The sequence below is a fragment of the Microbispora sitophila genome (assembly GCF_014892245.1).
GTDB lineage: Bacteria > Actinomycetota > Actinomycetes > Streptosporangiales > Streptosporangiaceae > Microbispora > Microbispora siamensis.
The window spans coordinates 44,943-68,592 of record NZ_JADBGC010000039.1; the positions used below are offsets into that span (position 1 = coordinate 44,943).

A 23,650-nucleotide genomic window follows, 5' to 3' on the forward strand; every position below is an offset into this window, starting at 1 on the left:
GCGGACCGGGAGTGGCGTCATGTGGCGATCACGAGGTTTCTGGCTGTGGGTGACCGCGACCGTGATGACGCTGCTGCCCCTGATGCCGTGGGCGTTTACGTACGGGGAGCTGTCCTTCGGATTCACGACGTTCGTCGACGTCCCGTCCTGTCCCGCCTTCGAATTCCAGACGACGTTGTTCTCCGCTCCGGTCATGGCGTACCTGCTCTGGTCGCACGTCGTCGCCGTCCCTCTCGCCTTCGCGCTCTGGCTGGTGACGCGCAGCGGGCTCCCGAGCCGGGTGACGGGCCGCGTCGTCGCCTGCCAAGGGCTGCTCCTGGCGCTCGTGAACCCGGCGCTCGTCGCGTACGACCTGTTCACGGCCGGCTCCGGGTGCTGGAGGCAGTGGGAGCCGATGGCCGTGTGGAACCTGGGCGTGAGCGCCTGCGACGTGGTCGCCGCCGCCCTGATCCTGTCGGCCGTCCGGCCCGCCTGGTCCCGCCCCCGCGTCCGGCTGCGCCGTACGGCCGGGGGACTCGCGGTGTGCTGCCTCCTGCTGACCGTGCCCGTGGCGGACCGGGGAGCCGACGACCGCTACACCGGCCTCGACGTGGTCATGCGCCTGTACGCCGACCTCCCGCCGACGGACTCCCCGGCCGCCGGGTCCGGCAGGGATCTCGAGACGGAGCGGCTGCTCGCCATCGCGGCCGAGAAGGCCGCGGAGGAGGCCGGAGAGAACGAGGGCACGGCCCTGAGCCTCGGCGATGACCTCGACGAAGCCGGAGACGAGAGCGGACACGAGGGCGGGTTCGCCGCGGAGCCCGATTGCGACCCGTGGACTGTGATCCACCAGTCGTACGGCGACACCGCGCCCCGCGACCGCGAACTCGCCTTCCTCTGCATGGCGCGGGACGTCGCGGGGTACGCCCCGCGGCTCGTGGGGCTGCCCGATCGGGAGCTGCTGTCCTTCGGCCGGGCGTTGTGCGGCGTCGCCGGGCGGCCCTCCACCGAGCCGCGCGTCCGCACCCTGCTCGACCAGGCCGGGGCGTACGACTGGAGCTACCAGCTCGCGGAGGCGCTGGTGTTCCTGTGTCCGGACGCGGTCGCCCGGAAGTGGCCCGACCTCGTGCTGTCGGAGGCCGAGGCGCAGCGGAAGGAGGACGAGTATCAGACGCGGATGACCGCCCGTTGCGCGGACCCTGCCCGCCGCCTGCGGGCGGTGCGGCAAGCGACCACCGCCCTTCACGTGGGTGAGGGCGGCGGCTATCTGGTCGACGGCGGCACGGGCCGGTCCGGCGAGGAGCGGCCGCGCAGTCTGGCCCGCGCGTTCGACGACGTCATCGACTGGCTGACCACGACCGCCGTCTCGGTGGGCACCGCCGTGGACAACTACCCGATCTGCCTGACAGTCAAGGCGCTGCGCCAGGCTCCCCGCGTGCGGCTGCCGGGCTGGGACACGGTCGTCGAGACCGGCGTCGACAGCCCGGCCGGCACGCTCGAACTCCTCGGAGAGGACAGCACCCCACTGCCGAACCTCGCCTCCGCCGGGCCCGGCCGCTACCGCGTCCGCATCTACCTGCGGAAACAGGAGGAGGCGATGACGTACGAGTCCGATGGCCCGGTCGAGGAGCACCTGGTCCTCGTCTTCCCCGGCACGTCCGGAAAGACCGTCTTCCTCCGGGACTGAGGAGTGTTGAGCGGCGGGCGCCGGAGATCGGCTCGGAAAAAGATGGCGTGGCCCGGGAACAACGAGTGCGGACACGTGGTTGGATGAAGCGTGGCCGGTGTGCAGGTGTCCCCGGGCCTCACCTAATTTGCCTTCGCGGACTACCGTTCGGCTGGAGCCGCGTTGTGCCTTTCGCCGAGAGGCGACCCGGCACCGGCACCACACGTGCGGGACCCCGGCAGGAGATCCTCCTGCCGGGGTCCTGGCGTCTGTCCTGGAGTGAACCGTTCACCCCCCAGGCCGGCTGACCCTGCGGATATCACCTGTCTTACCCTTTGCGTCCACTTTTGTCGGTGACGGGTGACAAGATGCGTCCGTGCCTGATCTGGATCCCCAGTCGATCGCCTCCTACTGGGACGCGGAGGCAGACACCTTCGACGACGAAGCCGACCACGGGCTTCGCGACCTCCGGGTGCGCGCGGCCTGGGCGGGACGGCTACGGTCCTGGATGCCGCGGCCTCCCACCGACGTCCTCGACCTGGGTTGCGGCACCGGTTCGCTGACGCTGCTGCTGGCCGAGCAGGGACACCGGCCGGTGGGCGTGGATCTGTCCCCCAGGATGGCCGAGGCGGCCCAGCGCAAGCTCGCCGCGGCGGGCTTCGCCGCGCCCGTCCTCACCGGCGACGCGAGCGACCCGCCGGCCGCCGCCGGAACCTCCTTCGACGTCGTCCTGGCCCGGCACCTGCTGTGGACCCTGCCCGCGCCGGAACGCGCGTTGCGCACCTGGATGAGTCTGCTGCGCCCGCACGGCCGACTGATCCTCATCGAGGGCAACTGGCAGGCCTCCGGGGACGGCCCGCCGTACGTGCCGGGCGCGGGCTCCCTGCCCTGGCTCGGCGGGGTGAGCGCCGGGCCCCTCGTCGAGGTGCTGCGGCCGTACGCCGCGGACATGCGGGTGGAGCCGCTGACCGACCCCGTGCTGTGGGGCAAGCCCATTCACGACGAGCGGTACGCCGTCATCGCCCACCACTGAGCTGCGTATTCTGCGGAAAACGCGCAATGCCGAATCCGTAAACGTCTCGGCAATTAGTCGAAGCGCATTGTCCGCGGAATGCGGGGGCAAAACGGAGCCCGGTCATTGACGGCGTCATCGACAGCCACGCCCATCGGCATACATGAAATGCCACAGCGAACGGCCCGGGAGGGGTCAAATCGCCTGGACGGGCTCGGGCGGCGTGTGCCAACGATTGAGATACACCCGATCGCTGATCGGAGAGGAGTATCTCTATGCACGGCACTCGATTCTCATTACTGCTGGGTCCGGCAGTCCTGTCCGCCATCACGCTCTGGCCGGCCATCGCATCGGCCTCCACCGCCGCCCACCCGTCCGGCCTCGCCGCCGCGCTCAGCGCGCCGCGGGCCGAGGAGCCGGGCAGCAGCCTCGGCGAACAGTCGCAGGAGGCGAGTCAGCAGAGCGGACGCGCGTACGAGGAGGAGAGCGGGTACGGGCGGGAGAGCGCCCAGGAAGGTTCATCGAGCGAGGAGTCAAGCGGCCAGTCCGGGAGCAACATCGCCTACCACCACTCGCGGGCCTCGCTGCGCTCGTCATCACTGCGCTCGTCGCTGCGCGAGTCGTCGCTGCGCGAGCGGGCGTCGTACAGCCGTCCGATCAGCTACACGCGGACGATCACCTACCGGCGCCCGGTCACGCAGACGCGCATGGTGACCGAGAGCAGTCCGGTCACGTTCACCGGGCAGGTCACCTTCCGGCGCCCGGTTACCGAGAGGCGGATGGTCACCCGGATGCGTCCGGTCACCGAAACGCGTCAGGTGTCCTTCCAGCGCCCCGTGACCTACACGCGCATGGTCACCGAGAGCCGGCCGGTCACCCGCCTGGTGACCTACCAGCGGCCCATCACCCAGACCCGGTACGTCACCGAGTCGCGTCCGGTGACCAGGTACGTCACCTATCAGCGCCCGGTGGTGCGCTACGTCACCGAGACCCGGCCGGTCACCCGCCAGGTGACCTACCGGCGGCCCATCACCGAGACGCGGTTCGTCACCGAGAGCCGTCCGGTGACCGAGCGGGTCACCTTCCGGCGCCCGGTCACGGAGACGCGCTTCGTCACGGAAAGCCGTCCGGTCAGCTACACCCGGATGGTGCCGGAGACTCACGAGGTGAAGTCCACGCGCTTCGTCACCGAGAGCCGTCCGGTCAGCTACACGCGCATGATGACCTACCGGCGTCCGGTCACCGAGACGCGGTACGTCACCGAGTCACGGCAGATCACCAGCTACAGCCGGCCCATGATGCGCTCGTCCAGCGAGGGCTGCGGCCAGTGAGCCGGGAAGCGAGGTCCTGACATCCAGTAGTAGGGCCATGAGAGGCACGGGCGTTCCCGCCCGTGCCTCTCTCGTCGTCCGTACGCGCTCAACGTCCCCTGTTCCGGAAGCTGCATTGTCTATGCTCCTCCGCCGGCCGGGTCAGGTTGTCCCTCAGGCACCCCTCGTCGACGACGTTGGACACCCCGGGCAGGTCGCTCGCCGCCCTGGCCACGGCCAGGTGGTCGGCGCCGGGGGCGAGTTTCAGGCGGAAGGACTCCGGCATGTCCTCGGCCTTGGTCACCTCCAGCAGCCTGGGGTTCGTCTCGCTTCTGCGGAAGTTCTCGAACGCCGTCCGCCGGTCCTCGAACGTCACGATCTGCACGTCGCGGCGGGCCCGGAGAGCTCGCTCCATGTTCCCCTTCTCCCAGTCGGTGGTCGCGCCGCCCCTGCAGCGCGGGAAGGGGGAGTGATCCGTACAGAGGTAGACCGAGATGTCGACCCCATTGGACGAGGTTGCGCCGCCGCTCAGCGACGTCACGGCGAGGCCGGCCTCCCGAGGGTCTGGAGACGGCTCCGCGAGCCGTGCCATGCCCACGATCGTGCCGGCCACCGCGAGGGCCGCCGCGGCGATCGCGAGGCCGCGCGGCCGGGTGGTGCGTGGCGCGGGCAGCGCGTGGTCGAGGCCGTCGTCCGGCACCGTACGCGCGCGGGCCGCCATGGCGTCACGGAGCCGATCCTCGATGGTGCTCATTCGTCCTCTCCCAGTTCGCGGAGGAGTCGGGCCAGGGCCCTTGCGGTCGTGGATCTGACGGTGCTCTGCCCCACCCCCATGACCAGGGCGATCTCGGAGTCCGCCAGGTCGAGGTAGTAACGCAGCACCAGCGCCTCCCGCTGGCGCCGGGGCAGCCGGGCCAGCGCCAGCAGCACCTGCCTGCGGGACTCGCCGATGAGGACGGCGGTCTCCGCCGAGTCGGCGAGGTCGGTGACCCGCTGCGTGCGGCGCAGCATGACCGCACGGCGGCGCAGCACCGACCGCGACCCGTTGAGCACACAGGTCCGCAGATAGGCGAGCGTCAGATCCGGGGGCCGCCGCCGGCCGTGCAACCGGGCGAAGACGTCCTGCACCACGTCCTCCGCCGTCTCCAGGTCGCCGACGAGCAGCACCGCGAGCCGCACCAGGCCGACCCGGTGCTCGCGGTACAGCCCCGCCAGATCGGCCTCGGGAGGCGGTGCGGGCGGCGCGAGCGCCGTCAGCCGTAGGGATTCACGATCCATGCAGTGTGAACGCGCACCCCCGCCGATCCGCTGCTCGCGTCTTTGCGGCGATTCGCCGCTCGCGCGTTTCCGGCCCGGTAGGCGCTGAACTGAACTGAAGACCACGAAAGACGCTCGACTGGGATACCCCAGCCGAGCGTCTCGCTATGCTGCTCGCAGCCAGTAATTGATCATGTGTTGCGACGAGCCCTGGAATTCGCCTGGTCCGGAGGGGCCTCGTGACGTCGAAACCTCGCGTCACGCCTCACTGGCGTGCGCCGCCAGGACGCGCCAGCCGTACTCGTCGGTGTGCACCCACGTACGCGTGTAGCGCAGCCGGCCGGCGAACGGCTCGCCCGCGAAGGTGCCTTCGAGGGTGCCGAGGAAGCACGTGACTCCGGTCGTCCCCGAGACGACGACGGTGAGGTCCTCCTCGGCTACCTTCGTCATCACCTGCGTACGTGAGCGGTGGTTGTGGAGATCGAGCTGCTTGGCCTCAGTGTGCAGCCGGCCGTCCGGCGGTCCCGTGAAGACGAGCCGCTCGTCGAGCAGCCGGTCGAGCTCCTCCACGTCACCGATGAGCTGCGCCTTCTGCAGTCGCCGCTCGGCCTCGTACAGCTCGTCCAGAACAGTGCCTGCCATGGGAGTCCTCTCCGTCGTGGCGCGTCTTCGGCGACACAACGGTAGTCCCGGCGGCTCCCGGTTTCAGCAGGTCACTTTTCGATGCCCTGCTTGCTCCCGGGCGTGCAGTACGGGCAGAACGGCTCGCGCTGGACGCAGACCTTGACCGCGTCGCTGTCGTTGGCCGGGTCGAGGTCGAGCTCCTTGCCTCCGACGGTGGCGGTGTTGACCGTCTCCCCGACCGCGGTGGCCTTCGCGCGGACGACCAGCGTGGCCGTCGCGCCACTGGCCAGCGTCCCCACGGTCCACGTTCCGTCGGCGTACGTGCCGGTCGAGTGCGTGGACGACAGGAAGGCGAGGTTGGCCGGCAGGGCGTCCTTGACGGCGACGCCGGTAGCGTCGTTGGGCCCGGCGTTGGCGATCGTGACGCGGTAGGTGACGGTCTCGCCCACGGTGACCTCGGTCTTGTCCGCGGACTTGACCACGCTCAGGTCGACGGCCGGGTTGACCTCGGTGACGGTGTCACCGCTGGTGGAGGTCAGCGGCTCGGGCTCGGGGCCGAGCCGGTTCTCGTAGGCGACCGCGCCGCTGTTGACGACCTGCTTGCCCGCGACCGACCTGCCGACCTTGACCCGGAACTCCACGGTGGTGCCGTCCGGCAGGGTGGTGTCGTTGGCCAGCCGGCCCCCCGCCGTACCCGTGGCGCCGTCTCCCAGCCTGAAGGAGATCGCACCGGTGGCCGCGTCGAACTCGGCCTGGTCGTCGCCGGCCTGGTCGGTCATGGCGCCGCTGCCCGGGCCGCCCACGACGCGCAGCGAGCCGGGCACGTAGGTGGTCCCGGCCGGGACCTTGTCGGTGAGCCGGACGTTCTGCGCGACGTCGCCGCCCTTGTTGACGGCGGTCAGCCGGTAGGTGATCTCGGCGCCGACGTTCACCGGCCCCTGCGGGCTCGCGGACTTGGTGACCACGACGCACGGCGGGGTGCCGAAGAAGACGTCGTCGAGGAAGTTGCCGACCGACGCGTTGCCTCCGGCAGCGGAAATGGAACGGAAGGCGAACCTGGTGGTCGTCTGCCCGGCGGGCACGGTGTAGCTGCCGTGGTAGGTGCCCCACTTATCGGTGGCGTCGGACATGGTCCCCTGCTGGGCGGGACCCGAGGGGGCGCCGATGTCCAGCGCCATCTGGTCGCTGCCGAGACGCCCGCGGTGGGACAGCCGCCAGTACAGCTTCTGGCCTGGAGTGGTCGGACGGTCCTGGTAGAGAGTTGAGACCTGGTTGGCGTTCAGCTCCGCGAACTGCGCGCCCTCCACCGCCGGAACGTTCATCCGGGGGCTCCAGACTTCGATCATGTGGTCGGTGGCGGTCGTCCGCCAGCCCGGCACCGCGTTCGGGTTGTTCTGTGAGGCGTCGGGGAACGAAGCCCACGTCCCGGCGACGACGGGCTTCTCGAAACCGCCGTTGACCAGCGCCACCTGCTCGGGACACGACGCGGGGTTCGGCGCCGCGGCCCGCTGCGCCGCTGTGGCCGCGACCTCGGTACGAGCGGGCGCGGCGTCGGCGGGAACCGCTCCGGACAGCGTCAGGGGGACAGCCGCCGCCACCAGGGCGGCGACGGGGTAACACATCCTGCGGATGTGCCTCATCATGAACGTCCTCTCGTCGTGGCGTTTCACCAGGCCGTATGACCGGCGCTGGCACCGCAGGGAAGATTCGCCCGACGGGGACGAGAGGCGGGGCATGACACGTGCGGTCGTGCCAACAGTTGGCCGGATCTTGTTCTCTCCCGACCCTGCGCAAAGAAGATCTGGATCTAGGTCGAGGCGCTCGGCGGCCAGAACTGGACCAAGAACTGCTCCCGCGGATCCGCTCCGTCATCGGCCCGCGTGTACACCCGTACGTTCCACGGCCGCTCCGGCTCGCCGAGGAGCAGGAAGCCGTCGCTACGGGAGATCAGGGGCACGAGCTCACGTCCTGTCCAGGTCCGGCCGGAACTCGTGCACCACCTCGATGACGCCGGAGATGTGCGCGTTGAACTCGTCCAGTTCCTCGGCGGGAACCCACAGTTCGAGAATCGTCTCCCCGCCGACCTGCCGGATCGGATAGCGGGCCAGGAACTCTTCGGGCACGTGGAAGCGGGTCACGTAGCCCACCCCGTAGTGGGGCGCGTTCCAGTCGCGAGCGATTCGTATCGCGTAGTCCTCGTTCAGCACCGGATAGAAGATCGGCTGCTCGGGCAACCGCGGCGGCCACGCCCGCCACCCGGATCGCCTGACCAGTTCCAACTCCTCCGGGCCGGTCGGCCGCCATAAGGTCGTCAACTCGCCCGACATGATCATCCCTCCCGCGACCCCTCAACCTACCCGGCCGGATCATGAGAAGGCACGTGAAAATCCAGTGTGATGAACCGGGGCGGCAGGCAGCGCATTCAATGAGTCCTACGGGGCAATGGAGCTGCTGCCTCAAACGGCGGTGAGCAGTGCGTCGAGCGGCCGGGGCAGGACGTCCCTGCCGACCGCCGCCTCGACGAGCAGCCGTGCGTAGCGGAGTTTGCGGCGCGAGCCACTGCTCAGGAACCGCCGCATCTGCGCTTCGGGCTCCCGGCCACGCCAAACGGGCTGGCTCTGCAACGAGCGGAACGACCCGAGGTCGCCTTGCGAGTCGAAGAGCGCTTCGACCCCTGGCGTGCCCACGGCGCGGATCAGCTCGTCCTCCAGGTCCTTCACACATACGTAGAACCCGAGACGCTCCATGTCGACACGCGTGCGGGGTGAGCCGACATTGTTCGCGACCATCGCGCGCCGGAATATCTCCTCCTCATGCAGGTCGCACAGACCGGTGAGACGCACCCGGGTGTCCGGCGGGCCCAACCCCGTCAGGAAGCGGCCGATCGCGTGCGCCCCGCCGATCGGCACGATCACGACCCGCTCCGCCTCGAGATCCCGGCCGCGGCCCACCGCGGCGGTCTCCAGTGCGATCTGGTCGCTGGGGCCCTCGACGAGCACCACGGTCACCGCGTCGCCGACCTTCGCCAGGGCGCGTTCCATCGCCCGGATCGGGGCGGCAGGACCGCTCACGTAGCCGTCGAGCGCCCTGCGGGCGAGCTCACGGCGTTTGGCGACGTCCATGGTGATCCCCGATCGGTTGTGCCGGCAGCATGCGCCATGGCCGCATCATGGGTGACGCGCAAGGCGGCCGACAAGCGATTAACGAGGGCATGGCCGGCGATCGGACGAGACGTACGGACGGCGGGGACGGCTCAGCAGGCGGCGCGCACGGCCTCCCGCGCCGCGCGGGCGCGCTTCTCGTCGTACGGCCGGCCCAGCTCACGCGCGAGTTCGATGGTCCGGTCGAGCAGCGCCACCGCCTCGTCCCAGCGGCCCGCCGCGCGGCACGTCTCGGCGTAGGCGTGCAGGAAGTCGATCTCCAACTGCACCTCGGCCAGCGGTTCCAGCAGCTCGAAGGCCCGCCGGTGGTGTTCGAGCGCCTCCTCGGGTGAACCCGTGATCCGCAACGCGACACCGAGATAGTTGTGGCACCACGCCTGGTTGTGCTGGAGATTGTTCTGCTCGGACAGCTTCAACGCGTCATGCAGCGTTCGCAGCGACTCCGCCGGGTCGTCCGGCGCCAGCGCGAGACCGAGGGTGACCAGCCCGGTGATCTGTGCGGGCCCGTCCGCCAGGGCGACGGACGCCCGGGCGAGTTCGACGGCTTCACTACGCCGCCCGAGGTGCAGTGTCACCCACCCGTCGAAGGCCAGCGCCTGGGACTGCCCCATGGGGCGTCCCAGCTTCTCGAACAGCCGGCGTGCCCGCCGGAAGTGCGCCTGTGCCGCTTCGAGGTCGCCGAGATCCCGGCGCACGAAGCCGATGCGCAGCGCCAGGGCGGCTGCGATGTCGTCGTCCGCCCCTGACTGCTCGGCCAGTTCGTAGGCGGACAGCGCCTCGTTGAGGCGTCCGGCGGCGGCACGGGCGTAGCCGAGGTCCGCGAGCAGCGACGCCCGCTGCTGGTCGCGGCCGAGACGTGCCGCGGCGTCCGCGGCGGCGTCGAGCATGCGTGCCTGGTCGTCGGTTCCGCGGTGCCGGAAGAACCAGACCCGCATGGCCTGCGGCAGCTCGGCCACCACCTCGTCCATGCCGAGCCGTACGGCGGCGTCGAAGCAGGCGACCAGGTTGACGTACTCGAGGTCGAACCAGGCCATGGCCTTCGCCGGATCCCCCGGCGAGGGTTCCTTGCGGTGCGGCGAGGGCAGGGTCCGATCGTGGGCGACGGCCTGCGCCAGATAGTGCGTCAGAACCCGGCGCAGAGCCGCTTCGGCCCGTGGCTCCTCGTCGGCGGCGATGTCCGCCGCGTACTGCCGGATCAGATCGTGCATCCGGTAGCGCCCGGGCGAGGGCTCCTGCACCAGGTGGGCGTCGACCAGTTCCTCCAGCGCGGCGCCGGCCCGGTCGGACGGCATGTCGGTGAGCGCGCCCGCCACCGCCGCGTCGAAGTCGGCGCCCGGCAGCACGCCCAGCAGCCGGAACATACGACGCTGGACCGCGTCGAGCTGCTGCAGCGACATGCCGAAGGCGGAGTCGAAGCGGCTGGGGGTGGCGCGCAGCCGCTCGGCCAGCACCGCCACCGTCCAGCCCGGGCGGTGGCGAAGCCGCGCACCCGCCATCCGTAGCGCCAGCGGGAGTCCGCCGCACTGCCGCAGCACCTGGCTGACCGCTTCCTCTTCGGTGAGCGAGAGCCCGGCCGCCCGGCCGAACAGGTGCGCCGCCTCGCCGTCGGTCAGCGGCTCCAGGGACACCGGCGGCACTGCGTCCAGGCTGACCAGCCGGTGGCGGCTGGTGACCAGGACCGCGGACTTCCCCGCGCCGGGGAGCAGCGGGCGCACCTGCTCCGCGTCGACCGCGTTGTCGAGCACGACGAGAACCCGCCGGCGGGACAGCTCCGACCGCCAGAGCGCCGCGCGTTCCGCGGTGCCGGCCGGGGGATGCGTGACGTCCAGCGCGCCCAGCAGCCGGCCCAGCGCGGCGTGCGGCTCCAGTGGCTCCTGGCCCGGGGTGAAGCCCTGCAGGTCGAGGTAGAGCCCGCCGTCCGGATAGGCAGAAACGAGCCGATGGGCCACGTGCACGGCCAGGCTGGTCTTGCCCACGCCGGCCATACCGTCGATCGCGGCCGCGCCAGTGGCGCGCAGCAGCTCTTCGACCAGCGCGGACTCCGCTTCCCTGCCGGTGAAGTCGAACAGGTCGGCCGGCAGATCGTTGCGGCGCCGGACGGGCGCCGCGCCGGCTTCGGCCGCCTCGGCCCACAGCGCGCGCAGCGGCCGGGGATCGCGTCCCACGGCCCGGCACAGCGCCACGACGGCCTCCCACGGCGGCACGAGCTGGCCGGTCAGATACCTGGACAACGACGAGCTGCTCAGATCCGTCTGGCGGGCGAGTGCGCGCAGGCTGAGCCCGCTCAGCTCCTTGATCCGGACGAGCTGAGCCACCAGTCGTTCCTGGGGGCTGGACACGTGCAACACCGTACCCGTCCCGGCCCGCGCGGACGGATCGGCCATGCGTTCGCGCTGCTCAACCGGGTTCTCCGTGTCCCACGGTGTCCCACGGACCAGGCGGGCCCCGGCACGCCGGTGGTCAGATAACTCCTGTCGGAAACACCCGCGACGAAGGAGAAGCGATGTCGACCGAGCGCATGCCGAACCCGGCGGCCTTGATCCCCCAGGCGATGGAGGCCCTGATGGCGGTCAACAGGGCCGTCGCGGGTGCCGGACTGGACGGCAAGCTGCTGGCGCTGAGCCACCTGCGGGCCAGCCAGATCAACGGCTGTGCTCCGTGTGTGGCCGGGGGCGTCCACCAGGCCCAGCGGCACGGCGTGACCGCAGACCAGGTGCACGCCGTCGCCGCGTGGCGGGAGACGCCGTGGTTCAGCGACGAGGAGCGCGCCGCGCTGGCCCTGACCGAGGCCGTGACCCGGCTCGCCGACCAGGCGGACCCGGTGCCGGACCAGGTGTGGGACCTGGCCGCCACGCACTTCGACCAGAAGGAGCTGGCCGCACTGCTGCTCAACATCGCCATCGCCAACGCCTTCAACCGGCTCAACGTACCGACCCGCCAGCAGGCGGGCACGCGGTGACACCACCCCCGACCAGCACCGCCCGAAACCACACGTCGCAGAGAGAGGAAGTCGTCATGTCGAACACCACGAAGACCACCACCGCCAAGGGCCAGAAGTACGACGGTTTCACCGAAGAAGAGCGCGACGCGATGAAGGAGCGCGCCAAGGAGCTGAAGAGCGTCCGGCGCGGCGCCAAGGCCGACACGGAGAGCGAGGTGCTCGCGAAGATCGCCGAGATGTCGGAATCCGACCGTGTGATCGCCGAGCGGTTGCACGCCCTGATCAAGGCCACCGCGCCCACCCTCACGCCGAAGCTGTGGTACGGAATGCCCGCGTACGCCCGCGACGGCAAGATGATCTGCTTCTTCCAGGCCGCGGCGAAGTTCAAGGCCCGCTACGCGACACTCGGCTTCAGCGACGCGGCCAACCTCGACGAAGGCACGATGTGGCCGGCCTCGTACGCCCTGACCGAGATCACCGCCGACGTCGAGGCGAGGATCGGGGCGCTCCTGAGGCAGGCGCTGAGCTGAGGACCGGGCGCTCCTCGGCGAGATGCCGGGGTGCGGCAGGAAGCGGTAGCAACGGGTTGAGAGGGCCAAGGCCGGACGGGCGAAGCCGCGACGGGCCGATGGGACTGATTTGAGGGATAATGTCGCATACCGAGACTTATCCCCAGTTTCCGCACACGTGACTGTTCCTGCCCGGAAATCCCTGCCACCCAAATCCGGTCAGGCAGAAAATTCACCCTTGCCGGGCCGACGGTTGCCCCTCACAATTCCATGTGTATCCGGAAGAAGGGGTGGGTTGTGCGGGCATTCAATCGTGTCATGAGCGGGAAGCCGGCGCAGGCGTTTGCGGCCTTAGCGATGATCACTGCTCTGATCGCGGTTCCTGCCGGTTCCGCCAAGGCAACCGAGTCGGACTGCGATTCCTTCATAACAGGCCAGTTCAAAATCATCGGTTCGGGCGCGTCCTTCCAGGCCTACGGAAGGAGCGTGAACCTGCTGAACGACGATACCTTCAATCACAGCTTCACCTATATCTCCTCCGGGTATCAGTTCGGCGACCTCGTCTGGGTAGACCGCAGTCTCAATCCGATGTCCTCCAACGTCCCCACCTATTTCAGCGACGACTCCTACGTCACCTCGCGGGGCGGCTGGAAGCAGTGTGGTCCAACCGAGGACATGGCGTCGCTACAGGTCGTCAACTGGAACACCACCACTCAGGAACACTTCGCGGCGCGGGCGTGCTTCCGCCCCTGGGACGGCAGGCCGAGTGTCTGCGGAAAGTGGTACGTCGATCGGACGTAGGGTCATCGAAGTCTCGTCGCGCGCCGGCTCTGCCGCAACGCTGCGTGGATGTGCTCAAGAAGCGTCAGAAGCACCAAGAGCGGGAGCGCGATGACGTCGGGGAGCGCTGGCAGGAACACGGCCTGGAGCTCGCGTCGAGCATGGGGGCACCGCTGGACGCGCCCGACGTCAGGCCCGTCGTAGCGGCGCGACGGCCATGGACCGCATCTTCGGCATGTGATCCACAAGCCGTGGTCACGCAGAAGCCCTCTGGCTCTCTCCAGAGGGCTTCTGACCTGGAGCCGCCTAAGGGAATCGAACCCTTGGCCTCTTCATTACGAGTTAGACTACGATCGTCCAGGACCGTCCACGCCCGTCTTCCAACCTTGGTCAGGCAAGCTCTACAGGGCTCCTCAGTCCATGGTCGTCCAGGATCGTCCAAGCTTGTTGTTAGCACCTGCGTTAGCAGGATCAGCCGTTCGCGCTGAGGATCTCCAGCGCCTGGAGCACGTCAGCAACAACATGGTCCGCTTCGTGCTCACGGTCTGGCAACTTCCCGCGGTCGATCCAAATCGTGCGGAGTCCGGCTCCGCGTCCGCCGGCGATGTCGGCGATCAGGTTGTCGCCGACCATCCAGCCTCCGGCTTCGAGACTCATGCCGCATCGCTTCGCGGCGATCTCGAACAGCCTGGGATTCGGCTTGCGCATGCCCTCAATGTCGGCGCGGTCAAGGCTTCTGGAGGACGTCATGTCGGTCGGCGGGGAAGTAGCTGGGCCCTTGGGCGAAAGACGTGAAGTTCCCCGCAGCGGTCTCGATGAGCCGTTTGGCGTTCACGAGCTCGGCTCGATAGTCGTCCATCGATTGCTTGCCCGCGAACCTCGATGTCACCGAGTGCTGGAAGGCCGTCCGGAGCAGTATGAAGCCACTGGCATCGGGGACGGAGAAGGCATAGGCGCACGAGTACAGGAAGAAGGGAGCGCGTTCCGTCTCGCCCGACTCGTGAACGGCGTCGTATTCGATCACTCCAGTGAACGGACGCGCGGTGGGAGTCAGTGTGAGACGAACCCGCTGGTCGTACTCGGTGAGATAGTGGCCTGTCCTCCCTTCGGGAGAGCCGGCCGGCCGAAGCCGATGAGTCCATTCCGGAATGTTCCGTGGGTCACTCAAATAGGCCATACCGGCCTCCAATGGCGCATCCACGTAAATGGATGCCGTCCGAAGTCGGTGAGAGCCGATCGCGGGAACCCGATGACCGGCCCGCCGTTCCAGGATCGACTTCAGAGACCTGATCTCCGATGAGTGGATGGGGGCGACCGCCGCGGACAGCATGGGGGTGGCCCGGGCGGGATCGAGAAAGCTTGTCCAGTGGAGGTAAACGCCCGACGCCCCTGGTTCGGCGTAATCAGCAGGGATGACGTGCACCGGATAAACTTGGTAGTACTGGCCCTCGTGCATACCGCAATGCCATTCGATCCCGTCGAATGGGGGACCCTGCATCTCCTTCAGGTGATAATACAGGGGGGTCTGATAGGCGGAGGCGGTTCCGATCCACGTATGCGGGTCGACCTCCCGCCTCATGCGACTGAAGAGAGTCCATTCGTCGAGGTTCTTGAGCTGTTTCAGGTAGCTCAGCACTTCCCCGGAAGGCGCGCTGATATACGCGGAGACGGGGAAGGTGTTCCTTTCCATGCGGTCGTCCTCTCAGTTCTGTTCGCCTTGAGGTTCAGTGCCGGTTGCTCGCCGGCCGGCGCGATCATTCCGGACAGCGTCCGGTCAAGGCCTTGTCTCCGACCCGATGACGCACGCCTTCCTGCCGAGACCGTTGTGGAGGTAGCCGGGGGTCGAGCCAGGTGATCAGCAGACAGATCACCAGCCTAGGTCTCGGAGGCCGGCCGATTGCCCTGAAACGAACGGCTGACCGCATCGTTCCTGTCGCGGAAGGGGCCCCGTTCATCGCGGTCGACGCGCACGCAGACCACCTGCGGCTGCTGTCGTTCTCGCGCGAGTTTCTCGGCGTTGGCGAGGGCGGCGCCGAGGTCGCCGGGGTGCCGTACCGGATGGGCTCTCGCTCCCAGGCTCTCCGCGAGCGCGGACAGATCGCAGTCGCCGAGACGGAACTCCTCCTGAGCCTGTGGACTGCGGGGGTAGGCGTGCTGCATTCCTTGCCGGACCATGTTGTAGCAGTCGTCTTGGAGCACGACCCAGATGGCACCCACGCGGCGCAGGGCGGCAGTGGCTATCTCGACGGCGTTCATGAGGAAACCGCCGTCACCTGTCAGTGCCACACACGTCGCCGCCGGACGCGCGATCTTCGCGCCGATGACGGCGGCGTTGGCCCAGCCCATGCTCGCCATCCCCCAGGGCATCAGCGCCTGGTGAGGAGCGGAGATGGCCACCTGCTGGCTGAACCAGCCCGTGGTGTTGCCGACGTCCAGGAACATGAGCCGCGGAGTCTCGGAATCGAGCCACAGGCGGAGATGGTGCATCACCGTCTGGGGCTTGATGGGCGTTGTCTGGTCGCGGCCCTCAGGGGGGCGAGGATGAAGCGGTGGCAGGCCATCGAGATGCGTGCGACGGCGGGCTGCGAGATCGCGACCTGTTTGGAGCGGCTCTGCCTCGATCAGAGCGCGAAGGAAGGCGCCGGCGTCGCACACCACGGCGTCGTCGACGTGGTAGGAACGTCCTATCTTCTGTGGATCCACATCCACCTGGATGAGACGGTGGGTGCCTTGCAGGGCCGTCGCCCAGTTGCATGTGGCCCACTCACCCATGCTGCTTCCCACCACGAGGACGACGTCCGGAGAGCCGGAGAGGTAGGCACGCGCGCGAGCCGACCCACCGATGCTCGCCACACCGAGCGATTCGGCCCGGTTTTCGGGGAAGATTCCCTTGCCTTTGGTGGTGGTGGCGATGGGGAGTGCGTGACGGCAAGAGAGGTCGGCGAGATCCTCGGCGAGAGACGTGCCCCGGGTAAGGCCGTCCCTCGCGCCGTTGCCCAGCAGGATCAACGGGTGTGAGGCCGACAGGAGAGCGTCCAACGTCCATTCGGCGATCGTCGGGGGTGGGGCGGGAGCCCACTGGACCGTCGCGAGCCGGGGCCGGGCCGGCACGGGGATGCGCACGTTGTAGAGATCGACAGGAATGCTCAGATGTACGGCGCCGCGAGGCAGCGACAGGGCATGCCGGACGGCGTTGCTCAGCAACGTGGCGGCCGAACCTGGATGGGAGAGCGCCCTGCTGTAGGAGGTGCAGGGCCGGAACGCCTCGACCGTGCTGATGCCGTCGTCGGTGCTCTCCTGGAATGCGCCGCGACCATGAACTCCCTGGGCGGTTTCCCCGCTTATCAGGAGCACGGCAGAGTTGTCGGCTTGAGCGACGGCGAGGTGCGGCAGAGCGTTCAACGCCCCGGGGCCGGCCGTCACCAGCGCCACTCCCAGCCGGCCGGTCGCCCTCGCGTAGCCGTCCGCCATCGCTACTGCTCCCGACTCGTGCCGAGCCACCACCAGATCGATTTCCGAATCGCGCAAGATCCGGTCAAGGACCGGCCCGATCGCGCTCCCCGGAAGTCCGAACACGGTGTCAACCTTCAACTGCCGCAGGGTGTCCATGAGATGGTCGATGAACAAAGGTGATTCGGCGTGAACACCGTCGACAATGGAAGCCACCTGACGCCCCTCCTTGGGCTTGGAGCCACTTCCTAACAGGTTGAGCGCCAAACCCGAAAAGGTCGAGAGCAATACGTGCTCACCCGCATTCCGGTCTCGGGTGACTCTCACCCCGAGACTTCCGCTCCCGGACCTTGTGCCTGAACCGTCCGGACCGCCTGACTACCAAGTGCTGCTCATGCTCACGATTGACCGATCGGCCTGAAACAGGATGATGCATGTTCCGGGGAAACGTAGGGACCGGCTGGCATTTACGGCGCTGAAGACCGCAATGCGGACTGAAGCGCCGGGCGGAGAAGAATGCGCGTCCGGTAGCGATCCCCTCCCGCGCTGGCGAGGGTCCTACGGGACCACATCGAGAAGTTCGGCGTGACCAAGAATGGCCTGCTGCACGCCACGAGCGAGGGCGGGCTCCACACCAACTCGGCGATCTCCAGGGCGTGGAAGGAGGTTCGCAAGCCGGCGTTCGCTCCGGAACAGGTCGCGTCGCCGCTGGCGGCCACGCTACGGCACAGCGGCCGGTGGAGGCGTCGGTGGTGCTGCGGCGGGGGTGGGCGCGGTCCCTCTCGATGTTCAGCGGCCGGGGGTCCCCGGCAGTCCGAAGACGTGAGTGATGTTTGGTGTGTCGGCCAGGACGTGCGGCGCGAGCGCGTGGTAGGCCCAGACGTGGACCCACGCGTTGCCGGTTCGTACGGTCAGCACCGTCTTGAACATCCCGGGCGCGAAGTAGGTCGACAGGAGGAACAGCAGGGACAGGACCGCGTTGCCGGGCGTGTCGAACAAGGTCCAGGCGTCCCAGATGTGCAGCGCGGTGTAGGTCAATCCTCCCAGGATCACGGTGGTCGCCGTCGATCCGGTGAGGCGCAGGAAACGCGGCACCAGGATCGCGTAAATGAAGATCATGGCGGGGAGCACCGCGCCGGCGAGATACAACACGAAGGTGAGTGGCACCCCGAGCATCAGCTGCCGGCCCGTGAGATCGAAGATTCCGGGATCCAGTACGGCGATCTGGACGAGCGACTCGACCAGCAGGATCACGCCGATCAGCATCGCGTCCGCCCGGCGGTCGTTCGAGCGCAGGTTGAGCGCCTCGGCCGGATACCGCCGCCTGAAGAAGACCAGCGGCACCACCGCGTAGACCATGAGGTTGTAGCAGGCCCAGGCGATGGACTCCATGGGCGTCACATGGTCATGCGTCCCGTAGATGGAACCGGCGAGGTGGAGGCCGAATGGATGCCATCCGGCGAGCCGGGCCAGGACGAAGCCCAGCGCCAATCCGGCGGCGCCGTACAGCACGAGGCACAGCGTCTCGCGGGCGGCGATCGAGCGCTCCGGCGCTCGCTCGGCGAGATCGGGTAGCGCGCGCCTGCGGGTGAGCCACCAGGTGAGCCCGGTGAGCAGGAACACCTCGGCCAGTGCCAGGTTGGTCTCGATGAGGTGCTCGGCCGGCGTGCGTGTCGTGGCGGCGGGCCAGTCGAACGGGAGCGCATCCTCCGCCAGGGCGAGCACCAGGACATTGCCGGACAGCCACCCCAGGGCGGCGAGCCGGACGCTGCGCCGGCGCAGCGTCCCGGCCGGACCACCGCCCGGCCGGGACCGGCGTCTCGTACTCTCGATCCGCATCACAGGCGCCTCCGTTCGTTAAATAGCACGACTGTGCTACAAAGCGGATAGTAGCACGGCTGTGCTATAAAGGGTCAATGCCGAGAGTGGTGGATCCCGCCGAACGCCGGCGAGAGATCACGGGCGCCGTGCTGCGTGTGGTGCGCCGTGACGGCCTGGAGAACGCGTCGGTGCGGAACGTGGCGCGGGAAGCGGGTCTGTCGATGGGGTCGCTGCGTCATTACTTCGCGACCCAGTCCGAGCTGATGGCGTTCGCTTTCCGCAGCGTCATCGAACGCATCGACGATCGTGTCGCCGGGCTGGCGCCCGAGCCCGACCCCCGGGAGCGGGTCGAACGGACGCTGCTCCAGTTGCTCCCTCTCGACGACGAACGACGCGCCGAAAACGAGGTGTGGCTGGCCTTCACGACGCGAGCCGCGTACGACCGGGCGCTGCGCCCGCTCCGTGACGAGGGATATGACGCGCTGCGGGCGGCCTGCCACTCGATGATCACCGACCTCTCGGCCGCCGGCCTGGCCCCGGCCGACGTGCCGGATCAGGCCGGACGTCTGCACGCGCTGCTGGACGGTCTCGCCGTGCACGCCGCCATGCGGCCGGATCTCCACACCGCCGAGTCGCTGTCTGCGATCATCGCGTGTCACCTGGACGGCCTCGCGGTCGAATGCCGTGCCGCCAGGCGCCCGGGTGGGGCGGACGAGAGCGGTGGCGCGGAACCGGGAGGAGGCCGGGGAGAGCCAGGCCGTTGAGGTCGGCGACCTGGGCCACGCCGGCCAAGGTCACGACCATCAGGAACGAAAGAGGCCCTCCCGGTTGGTCCGGGAGGGCCTCTTTCGGTGGAGCCGCCTAAGGGAATCGAACCCTTGACCCCTTCATTACGAGTGAAGTGCTCTGGCCGACTGAGCTAAGGCGGCATGCCGCGAGCGGCTTCGCACAGTCTACAGGGTCATCACGGCTCTCGTGCACCCGTCGCCGCCGGGAGCGTCGGGGCCCTCCGAGCGCGATCCCGGGAGCCCGGTCCCGTTCCACGGAGATCGGTAAAACTTCCCCAGCCGCCTGCAGAATCTCCCTTTACCCGATGACCAGCAGAAACAGGGCATCCCAGGCGCATCTGTCACAGGAAAAACGCCCTGTCCCGCCCGACGGCGCCTCCGGCCCGCCAGACATTTGACCTCATCCTTCGCGGCCGTTGTCGGGAGGTCGCCGCCCGCCCTCGGCAGGCGGCATGCTGGTCCTCGTCACGCAGGCGAGGGCAGGGGAAACGACGGGTATGCGATCGGCCGGACAGAAAGCGAAGGTCACACCGCCTCGTACGCGGTACGGCGGCGGTCCTCCGAGCCGGCGAATGGCGGTCGCGGCGCTGGCCGCGCTGCTGCCGTTCACGGCGTGTTCCAGCCACGCCCCGGCCACCTCCGAGCAGCCGAGCGCAGGCGCGAAGGCGCAGCCGGCGGTCGAGGCGCCCACAGCCGAGCTGCGTCCGTTCTACGCGCAGCGGCCCACGTGGCGCGCGTGCGGCGACGGCTTCCAGTGCGCCAAGATCGAAGTGCCCCTCGACTACGCGAAGCCCTCCGGCGAGCGCATCAAGCTCAGCGTGATCCGCCTGCCGGCCACCGGCAAACGCGTCGGCTCCCTGCTCATCAACCCCGGCGGGCCCGGAGGTTCGGGCATCCAGTACGCGCGAGCGGCCCGCTCCGTGGTGAGCGACAAGGTGCGCGCCCAGTTCGACGTCGTGGGGTTCGACCCGCGCGGCGTGGGCGAGTCGACCCCGGTCACGTGCATGACGGCCTCCCAGCTCGACGCGTACATCGGGATGGATTCGAGCCCGGACACACCGGCGGAGGTCACGGCGCTCGACAAGGAGTCCAAGCTGTTCGCCGACAGCTGCGGAGCCAAGTCGGCCCGCCTGCTCCCCCACGTCGGCACGGCCGACGCGGCCAGGGACATGGACGTCCTGCGCGGCGTCCTCGGCGACCCCGGTCTCACCTATCTCGGCAAGTCGTACGGCACCTTCCTGGGCGCGATGTACGCCGACCTGTTCCCCAAGCACGTGCGGGCACTCGTGCTCGACGGCGCGGTGGACCCGGCCGTGCCGTCGCTGAAGTCCAACGAGGTGCAGGCGAAGGGCTTCGAAGTCGCGCTGAAGGCCTTCGTCGAGGACTGCTTCCTCAACGGCTCCTGCCCCTTCAAGAGCCGTACGGTGGACGGCGCGATGAAGGAGGTCAGCGACCTGCTGGCGAAGGCCGACCGGCAGCCGCTGAAGAACAACCTCGGCGACGGCCGGGTGGTCAACGAGGCGTGGGCGGTGATCGGCATCGCCACCCCGCTGTACGAGCGCGCGGCCTGGCCCCGGCTGCGGGAGGCCCTGAGCAAGGCGATCAACGAGGGCAACGGGACGGACCTGCTCCAGATGGCCGACCTGCTGGTCGACCGGCGGTCCGACGGCTCGTACTCGAACCAGACCGAGGCGAACATGGCCGTCAACTGCGTGGACCACCCGTACCCCAAGGCGCTCGACGCGTACCGGAAGGCCGCGGGCGAGGCCGCCAAGGCGGCGCCGCACTTCGGGCCGTTCGTGATGTGGGGTTCGCTGCCCTGTGCCTACTGGCCCGCGAAGCCCGTCGGCACCGACAAGCCGCTCAAGGCCACCGGCGCGCCGCCGATCCTCGTCGTCGGTACCCTGCGCGACCCCGCCACGCCGTACGAGTGGGCTCAGGGGCTCGCCTCGGAACTGACCTCGGGCGTGCTCCTCGGGTACGACGGCGACGGGCACACGGCGTACCGCAGCGGCTCGACGTGTGTGGACAACGCGGTCGACGACTACCTGCTCGCCCTGCGCGCTCCCAAGAACGGCACGGTCTGCCCGAAGACGGGCTGAAAGGCGCGAACCACCGAGCGCTCAGGGCCTCGCATGGTGCAGCTCGGTGATCGTCACGGTCGTGTCGAAGCCGACAGCGGTACTCGCAGGTGGCCCAAGCGCTCGCACCGCCGTCCATCTGGCGGAGCGAGGTCAGCGCGGCCGGCTCGACACTCCTTTTCGGGCGGGCCGCCTGTCCGCATCCCTACAATTCGGGCACATGGCTTACCGGTGGCGCTCAGGCGAGCTGACCCTTCCAGTGACCATGGCCGCGATCCTGACGGTGTCCGGATGCGGGGTGTTCGGCGGACCCTGGGCGGTCTCCTCCGAAGGCGCCTCATCGGCACGGCCCCGGCCGTCCGCCACCTCCGCGGAGGCGTCCCTCGCCAAAGAGGGGTGGTTCGGTCCCACCGACCCGCTGCACGCGCGGGTGGAGATGCGCGGGGTGGAGCGGCTCGCCGGCAGGTCGGTCCTTCGTTTCACGGTCACCTCGCTGGTGGACGAGGCGCGCCACACCGGGAACGCGTTCGGGACGGCGGCCGGCGACTTCGGCAGCTACCGCATCCCGCTCATCGACCCGGTCGGCGGCAAGGTCTACCATCCCCTGACCGACCAGGTAGGGACGCTGGGCAGCAAGCCCGGCTACTACCAGCCCGGCGTGCGCTACGAAACCGTCGTCTACTACCCGCCGATCCCGGCGGACGTCCGTACGGTCACCGCGATCACGGCGGGCACGGCCGGCGAGTTCACCGGCGTGCCCGTGGTGGACGGGACCGGTTCCGGCGGCCCCCTGTCACCGGCCGCCGCCCCCGGCAGCACGCCCGCGCCGGGCACCACGGTGTCCTGGCCGGTGCGGGAACCGGCCGGGCAGATCGCCAGCAGCGTGCAGGACCTGTACGGCATCACCGAGGGCACGGAGAAGACGACCACCGCGAGCGGCGGCGACGAGACCGTGGGCCTGCGCACCGACGTGCTGTTCGCCTTCGACTCGGACAGGCTCACGGCGCGGGCCAGGGCGGTGCTGGACGACGTCGCGAAGGAGACCCGGGAGAAGGCCGATCCGGGCAAGCCGCCCATCCTCATCGAGGGCCACACCGACGGCAAGGGCTCGCACGCGTACAACATGGACCTGTCCCTGCGACGCGCGGAGGCCGTACGCAAGGAGGTGCAGGCGCGCCTCGGCGGGGCGTACCGGTACCGCGCGACGGGCAAGGGCGAGACCGAGCCCGTCGCCCGCGAAGGCGGGGCGGACGACGAAGAGGCACGCGCCAAGAACCGGCGCGTCGAGATCTCCTACCGGATCAGGCAAAGGACCGGCGGCACCACGGACTTGAAAGCGGCCTCGGAAGCGGACCCGGGAGCGGCCTCGGGAGCCGCCGAGTCCCATGCCGGCGAGCCGACCGCCGGCGGGGGACGGCCGGCCCCGTTCCACGCGGACGACGGCGAGACCGTCGCCAGCCGGACCTACACGAGGCAGCCGTCCGGGCAGCGGCTCCGCATCGACGTGAAGCCCTTCTACCGCGACGGCGCCTACCTCGTCGCGGTGTTCGACATCGTCAACCTCGGCCCGGGAGACCTCGGCGCGGGGACCGGATACGGGGGCGACATCGCCTACATCGGCGGCTGGTACACCGGCTTCTCGGTCGTCGACCCCGCCTCGCGCACCGTCTATCGCGCCGTACGGATGGGACCGGACGACCCGCGGGGCCCCGACGACTACGTGGACCCGGGCTGGGCGACGTTCAACGTCAAGCCGGACACGGGCAACCGCGGCTTCTTCTACGCGCCGGCGCCGCCGGACGTCACGAGCGTGACCTTCGACGCCGGCCCCTTCGGCAGGATCGACCACGTGCCCGTACGTTAACTCTCCAGAAGCTGAAAGTTTCACACTCGTCGAGGATCGACGGCCCCTTCGATGGACCTCCGGAGCCCAGTTCAGTACAGGTGATCCGCCCGGCGACCGCCGGTCTCGGGCAGGCCCGGCACCTTGACCGCCCCTCGCGCATGGGGTTGGCTCCGCCACATGACCACGGTCGCCACCGCGATTGTTAGCGCTCACATTAACGTAATCACAGACCGAGGGTGAGCGACCACCACCTCAGGAGGCGCATGTGAGATCCCCGTTTTCGCTGCCCAGGCGTGGACTCGCCTGGGTTGTGGGCCTGCTGTGCGTGCTGGCGTTGCTCCCGGCCGGTGCGGCCAGGGCGGACAACCCGATCGTGCAGACCATCTACACCGCCGACCCGGCGCCGCTGGTCTACAACGGCCGGG

Annotated in this window: 21 protein-coding genes and 1 tRNA gene; 9 read left to right on the top strand and 13 right to left on the bottom strand. The window is 69.2% G+C overall.

Annotated features, from left to right (window positions below):
- Positions 1–19 precede the first annotated feature (19 nt).
- The 3 genes from IL992_RS42640 to IL992_RS42650 all read left to right on the top strand — a co-directional run bounded on the left by IL992_RS42640 (position 20) and on the right by IL992_RS42650 (position 3,988).
- Complete coding sequence (locus IL992_RS42640; protein WP_193208976.1) at positions 20–1,666, top strand: hypothetical protein; 1,647 nt, start codon at positions 20–22, stop codon at positions 1,664–1,666.
- A 355-nt stretch (positions 1,667–2,021) separates the two neighbouring features.
- Positions 2,022–2,678 (top strand): class I SAM-dependent methyltransferase, encoded by a 657-nt coding sequence (locus IL992_RS42645; protein WP_319019188.1) that lies wholly within the window; start codon positions 2,022–2,024, stop codon positions 2,676–2,678.
- 254 nt (positions 2,679–2,932) lie between these two features.
- Positions 2,933–3,988 (top strand): hypothetical protein, encoded by a 1,056-nt coding sequence (locus tag IL992_RS42650; protein WP_193208977.1) that lies wholly within the window; start codon positions 2,933–2,935, stop codon positions 3,986–3,988.
- An 88-nt stretch (positions 3,989–4,076) separates the two neighbouring features.
- Here the strand turns inward: IL992_RS42650 and IL992_RS42655 are convergent, their stop codons facing one another.
- The 8 genes from IL992_RS42655 to IL992_RS42690 form a co-directional block, all read right to left on the bottom strand.
- On the bottom strand, positions 4,077–4,721 hold the full coding sequence (locus IL992_RS42655) for a permease-like cell division protein FtsX (RefSeq protein WP_193208978.1): 645 nt from the start codon (positions 4,719–4,721) through the stop codon (positions 4,077–4,079).
- Positions 4,718–5,245, bottom strand: a complete 528-nt coding sequence (locus IL992_RS42660) for a sigma-70 family RNA polymerase sigma factor (protein ID WP_193208979.1) — start codon at positions 5,243–5,245, stop codon at positions 4,718–4,720. Before IL992_RS42660 ends, IL992_RS42655 begins: the two co-directional genes overlap by 4 nt.
- A gap of 237 nt (positions 5,246–5,482) precedes the next feature.
- The gene (locus tag IL992_RS42665; protein WP_193208980.1) at positions 5,483–5,866 is read right to left on the bottom strand and encodes a nuclear transport factor 2 family protein; all 384 of its coding nucleotides are present in this window, start codon (positions 5,864–5,866) and stop codon (positions 5,483–5,485) included.
- 71 nt (positions 5,867–5,937) lie between these two features.
- Positions 5,938–7,491 carry a DUF7507 domain-containing protein gene (locus IL992_RS42670; RefSeq protein WP_226874810.1) on the bottom strand — a complete coding sequence of 518 codons (1,554 nt, stop codon included), beginning with the start codon at positions 7,489–7,491 and terminating at the stop codon, positions 5,938–5,940.
- 164 nt (positions 7,492–7,655) lie between these two features.
- Positions 7,656–7,805, bottom strand: a complete 150-nt coding sequence (locus IL992_RS42675) for a hypothetical protein (RefSeq protein ID WP_193208981.1) — start codon at positions 7,803–7,805, stop codon at positions 7,656–7,658.
- A gap of 4 nt (positions 7,806–7,809) precedes the next feature.
- Entirely contained in the window at positions 7,810–8,175 is a 366-nt protein-coding gene (locus tag IL992_RS42680; RefSeq protein ID WP_193208982.1) for a hypothetical protein, read from the bottom strand.
- 129 nt (positions 8,176–8,304) lie between these two features.
- Positions 8,305–8,970: a TOPRIM nucleotidyl transferase/hydrolase domain-containing protein gene (locus IL992_RS42685; protein ID WP_193208983.1), complete on the bottom strand. Its 666-nt coding sequence runs from the start codon at positions 8,968–8,970 to the stop codon at positions 8,305–8,307.
- Positions 8,971–9,101: 131 nt separating this feature from the next.
- Entirely contained in the window at positions 9,102–11,348 is a 2,247-nt protein-coding gene (locus IL992_RS42690) for an ATP-binding protein (protein WP_319019189.1), read from the bottom strand.
- Positions 11,349–11,512: 164 nt separating this feature from the next.
- Between IL992_RS42690 and IL992_RS42695 the strand changes: the two genes are divergently transcribed.
- From IL992_RS42695 to IL992_RS42705, 3 genes are all read left to right on the top strand, one after another.
- Positions 11,513–11,968, top strand: coding sequence for a carboxymuconolactone decarboxylase family protein (locus IL992_RS42695; RefSeq protein WP_193208985.1), 456 nt, complete (start codon positions 11,513–11,515; stop codon positions 11,966–11,968).
- 56 nt (positions 11,969–12,024) lie between these two features.
- A complete protein-coding gene (locus IL992_RS42700; RefSeq protein WP_193208986.1) occupies positions 12,025–12,480 on the top strand; it encodes an iron chaperone in 456 nt (151 codons plus the stop codon).
- Between the two features lie 297 nt (positions 12,481–12,777).
- Positions 12,778–13,260, top strand: coding sequence for a hypothetical protein (locus IL992_RS42705; protein WP_193208987.1), 483 nt, complete (start codon positions 12,778–12,780; stop codon positions 13,258–13,260).
- A 450-nt stretch (positions 13,261–13,710) separates the two neighbouring features.
- Here the strand turns inward: IL992_RS42705 and IL992_RS42710 are convergent, their stop codons facing one another.
- The 4 genes from IL992_RS42710 to IL992_RS42725 form a co-directional block, all read right to left on the bottom strand.
- Positions 13,711–13,947: an HAD family hydrolase gene (locus IL992_RS42710; protein ID WP_264295200.1), complete on the bottom strand. Its 237-nt coding sequence runs from the start codon at positions 13,945–13,947 to the stop codon at positions 13,711–13,713.
- A gap of 19 nt (positions 13,948–13,966) precedes the next feature.
- On the bottom strand, positions 13,967–14,929 hold the full coding sequence (locus IL992_RS42715) for a hypothetical protein (protein WP_193208989.1): 963 nt from the start codon (positions 14,927–14,929) through the stop codon (positions 13,967–13,969).
- Between the two features lie 185 nt (positions 14,930–15,114).
- Positions 15,115–16,905 carry a thiamine pyrophosphate-binding protein gene (locus IL992_RS42720; RefSeq protein WP_193208990.1) on the bottom strand — a complete coding sequence of 597 codons (1,791 nt, stop codon included), beginning with the start codon at positions 16,903–16,905 and terminating at the stop codon, positions 15,115–15,117.
- Between the two features lie 573 nt (positions 16,906–17,478).
- Positions 17,479–18,528 carry a hypothetical protein gene (locus tag IL992_RS42725; RefSeq protein ID WP_193208991.1) on the bottom strand — a complete coding sequence of 350 codons (1,050 nt, stop codon included), beginning with the start codon at positions 18,526–18,528 and terminating at the stop codon, positions 17,479–17,481.
- Positions 18,529–18,605: 77 nt separating this feature from the next.
- Between IL992_RS42725 and IL992_RS42730 the strand changes: the two genes are divergently transcribed.
- On the top strand, positions 18,606–19,274 hold the full coding sequence (locus IL992_RS42730; RefSeq protein WP_193208992.1) for a TetR/AcrR family transcriptional regulator: 669 nt from the start codon (positions 18,606–18,608) through the stop codon (positions 19,272–19,274).
- An 88-nt stretch (positions 19,275–19,362) separates the two neighbouring features.
- On the opposite strand, the gene IL992_RS42735 is transcribed toward IL992_RS42730, so the two are convergent.
- A tRNA-Thr gene (locus IL992_RS42735) sits at positions 19,363–19,439 on the bottom strand.
- Positions 19,440–19,870: 431 nt separating this feature from the next.
- Between IL992_RS42735 and IL992_RS42740 the strand changes: the two genes are divergently transcribed.
- Together IL992_RS42740 and IL992_RS42745 are read left to right on the top strand one after the other, a co-directional pair.
- Entirely contained in the window at positions 19,871–21,400 is a 1,530-nt protein-coding gene (locus tag IL992_RS42740) for an alpha/beta hydrolase (RefSeq protein WP_193208993.1), read from the top strand.
- A 199-nt stretch (positions 21,401–21,599) separates the two neighbouring features.
- Positions 21,600–23,243, top strand: coding sequence for an OmpA family protein (locus IL992_RS42745; RefSeq protein WP_193208994.1), 1,644 nt, complete (start codon positions 21,600–21,602; stop codon positions 23,241–23,243).
- Positions 23,244–23,650 lie beyond the last annotated feature (407 nt).

What these genes read in the sequence shown, in the direction of transcription:
- IL992_RS42640 (WP_193208976.1), top strand. Translation starts at nt 20, where the DNA reads ATGTGGCGATCACGAGGTTTCTGGCTGTGGGTGACCGCGACCGTGATG.
- IL992_RS42650 (WP_193208977.1), top strand. Translation starts at nt 2,933, where the DNA reads ATGCACGGCACTCGATTCTCATTACTGCTGGGTCCGGCAGTCCTGTCC.
- IL992_RS42655 (WP_193208978.1), bottom strand. Translation starts at nt 4,721, where the DNA reads ATGAGCACCATCGAGGATCGGCTCCGTGACGCCATGGCGGCCCGCGCG.
- IL992_RS42660 (WP_193208979.1), bottom strand. Translation starts at nt 5,245, where the DNA reads ATGGATCGTGAATCCCTACGGCTGACGGCGCTCGCGCCGCCCGCACCG.
- IL992_RS42665 (WP_193208980.1), bottom strand. Translation starts at nt 5,866, where the DNA reads ATGGCAGGCACTGTTCTGGACGAGCTGTACGAGGCCGAGCGGCGACTG.
- IL992_RS42670 (WP_226874810.1), bottom strand. Translation starts at nt 7,491, where the DNA reads ATGATGAGGCACATCCGCAGGATGTGTTACCCCGTCGCCGCCCTGGTG.
- IL992_RS42680 (WP_193208982.1), bottom strand. Translation starts at nt 8,175, where the DNA reads ATGTCGGGCGAGTTGACGACCTTATGGCGGCCGACCGGCCCGGAGGAG.
- IL992_RS42685 (WP_193208983.1), bottom strand. Translation starts at nt 8,970, where the DNA reads ATGGACGTCGCCAAACGCCGTGAGCTCGCCCGCAGGGCGCTCGACGGC.
- IL992_RS42695 (WP_193208985.1), top strand. Translation starts at nt 11,513, where the DNA reads ATGTCGACCGAGCGCATGCCGAACCCGGCGGCCTTGATCCCCCAGGCG.
- IL992_RS42700 (WP_193208986.1), top strand. Translation starts at nt 12,025, where the DNA reads ATGTCGAACACCACGAAGACCACCACCGCCAAGGGCCAGAAGTACGAC.
- IL992_RS42705 (WP_193208987.1), top strand. Translation starts at nt 12,778, where the DNA reads ATGAGCGGGAAGCCGGCGCAGGCGTTTGCGGCCTTAGCGATGATCACT.
- IL992_RS42710 (WP_264295200.1), bottom strand. Translation starts at nt 13,947, where the DNA reads ATGCGCAAGCCGAATCCCAGGCTGTTCGAGATCGCCGCGAAGCGATGC.
- IL992_RS42715 (WP_193208989.1), bottom strand. Translation starts at nt 14,929, where the DNA reads ATGGAAAGGAACACCTTCCCCGTCTCCGCGTATATCAGCGCGCCTTCC.
- IL992_RS42725 (WP_193208991.1), bottom strand. Translation starts at nt 18,528, where the DNA reads ATGCGGATCGAGAGTACGAGACGCCGGTCCCGGCCGGGCGGTGGTCCG.
- IL992_RS42730 (WP_193208992.1), top strand. Translation starts at nt 18,606, where the DNA reads ATGCCGAGAGTGGTGGATCCCGCCGAACGCCGGCGAGAGATCACGGGC.
- IL992_RS42740 (WP_193208993.1), top strand. Translation starts at nt 19,871, where the DNA reads ATGGCGGTCGCGGCGCTGGCCGCGCTGCTGCCGTTCACGGCGTGTTCC.
- IL992_RS42745 (WP_193208994.1), top strand. Translation starts at nt 21,600, where the DNA reads ATGGCTTACCGGTGGCGCTCAGGCGAGCTGACCCTTCCAGTGACCATG.